1 protein-coding gene is annotated in these 2,284 nt (G+C 72.2%); it reads right to left on the bottom strand.

The genetic code is table 11. The annotated features are described in order from the left end of the window. The coding region (locus G3I54_RS23080; RefSeq protein WP_203687038.1) for an Rne/Rng family ribonuclease at positions 1–2,284 on the bottom strand (2,284 nt) is incomplete at both ends.

Here is a 2,284-nt window from a genome sequence, read left to right as displayed (position 1 = left end):
CGGGTGCCTCGGCCTTCGGGGCGCCGGCCGGGGCCGACGCCTTGCGGGAGGCCCGACGGCGGCCACGGCCGCGCGTGGCGGCGGCCTCGGCCTCGGCGGGGCTGCTGTAGAACTCCTCGTCGGCGGTGACCTCGGGCTCCACGGCCACCGGAGCGGCGACCTCGGCGGCCAGCTCGGCCTCGGTCTCGGCCGGCTCGGCCGCCTGCTCGTCGTGACCGTGCTCGTGGTCCAGGCCGTGCTCGTGGTCCTGGCCCGCGCCGCCCCGGCCGCGCTTCTTGGACTTCTTGCCACCGCCACCACCGCCGCCGACGGAGGTCGGCTGCTCCATGTGGACGATGACGCCGCGGCCGTTGCAGTGGACGCAGGTCTCGGAGAAGGACTCCAGCAGACCCTGGCCCACCCGCTTGCGGGTCATCTGGACCAGGCCCAGCGAGGTGACCTCGGCGACCTGGTGCTTGGTGCGGTCGCGGCCCAGGCACTCCAGGAGACGTCGCAGCACCAGGTCCCGGTTGGACTCCAGCACCATGTCGATGAAGTCGACGACGACGATGCCGCCGAGGTCGCGCAGCCGCAGCTGGCGCACGATCTCCTCGGCCGCCTCCAGGTTGTTCCTGGTGACGGTCTCCTCCAGGTTGCCGCCCTGGCCGGTGAACTTGCCGGTGTTGACGTCGACGACGATCATCGCCTCGGTCTTGTCGATCACCAGCGATCCGCCGCTGGGCAGGTAGACCTTGCGGTCCAGCGCCTTCATCAGCTGCTCGTCGATGCGGTACGTCGCGAAGACGTCGACCTCGGAGGTCCAGCGGGAGAGCCGCTCGGTGAGGTCGGGCGCGACGTGCGAGACGTAACCGTGGATGGTCTCCCACGCCTCGTCGCCGCTGACGATGACCTTGGAGAAGTCCTCGTTGAAGATGTCGCGGACGACCCGGACGGTCATGTCCGGCTCGCCGTAGAGCAGCGTCGGCGCGTTGGAGCCGCTGGTGCCCTTGGCCTTCTTCTGGATGTCCTCCCACTGCTGCTGGAGCCGCTCGACGTCACGGCGCAGCTCGTCCTCGCTCGCGCCCTCGGCGGCGGTGCGCACGATGACGCCCGCGTCCTCGGGGACGATCTTCTTGAGGATGGTCTTCAGGCGGGAGCGCTCGGTGTCGGGCAGCTTGCGGCTGATCCCGGTCATCGAGCCCTCGGGCACGTAGACGAGGTAGCGGCCGGGCAGCGAGACCTGGCTGGTCAGACGCGCGCCCTTGTGACCGATCGGGTCCTTGGTCACCTGGACCAGGACCGACTGGCCGGACTTGAGCGCGGTCTCGATGCGGCGCGGCCCGTGGGCCATGCCGAGCGCCTCGAAGTTGACCTCACCTGCGTACAGGACGGCGTTGCGGCCCTTGCCGATGTCGACGAAAGCGGCCTCCATGGACGGCAGCACGTTCTGGACCTTGCCCAGGTAGACGTTGCCGACGTAGCTGGTGGCCTGCTCCTTGTTGACGTAGTGCTCGACGAGCACGTTGTCCTCGAGGACGCCGATCTGGGTGCGCTCGCCGCTCTGGCGGACGACCATCACGCGCTCGACGGCCTCGCGGCGCGCCAGGAACTCCGCCTCGGTGATGATCGGGACCCGGCGGCGGCCCTGCTCGCGGCCCTCGCGGCGGCGCTGCTTCTTGGCCTCCATACGGGTCGAGCCCTTGATGGACTGGACCTCGTCGAAGCCGGTGCCCGGCTCGCGCTCCTCCTTCTTGCGGGGCTCGCGAACCTTGACGACCGTACGCTCCGGGTCATCGGCGGTGGTGCCGTGCTCGGCCTCGGCGGCGGCGTCACCGCTGCGGCGACGGCGACGGCGACGACGGCGGCTGCTGCTCGACCCGGAGGCCGAGGAGTCGTCGTCCTCGTCGCCCTCCTCGGCGGCGTCCTGGGCCTGGGCCCGGCCGCGGTCCTGCTCGTCCTCGGAGCGGGGCTCCTCGGCACGGGACGGCGCGGGCGCGTCCTCGGTGTTCTGCTCGTCGTCCGCGTCGTTGGCCTCGCCACGACGGCGACGGCGGCCACCACGACGGCGACGGCGCGAGGGGCGGTCGCCGTACTCGTCGGTGTCCTCGCCCTCGTGCTCGTCCGCCTCGGCCTCGGGGGCCTCATCGGCGGGCTGCTCGGCGGGCGTCTCCACCGGGGCGGCGGGCTCGGCGGCCTGCTCGGTCGCCTCGGCATCGCCACGGCGGCGGCGACGGCGGCGCGAGCCGCCCTGCGGCGCGGCCTCGGCGGGCGCGGGGGTCTGCTCGACCTCAGCGGTCTGCTGCTC

The sequence above is a fragment of the Streptomyces sp. SID14515 genome (assembly GCF_010548505.1).
Taxonomy (GTDB): Bacteria; Actinomycetota; Actinomycetes; order Streptomycetales; family Streptomycetaceae; genus Streptomyces; species Streptomyces caviscabies.
Note: the sequence above shows the minus strand (reverse complement) of the source record. Positions and strands in the feature narration are given on the sequence as shown.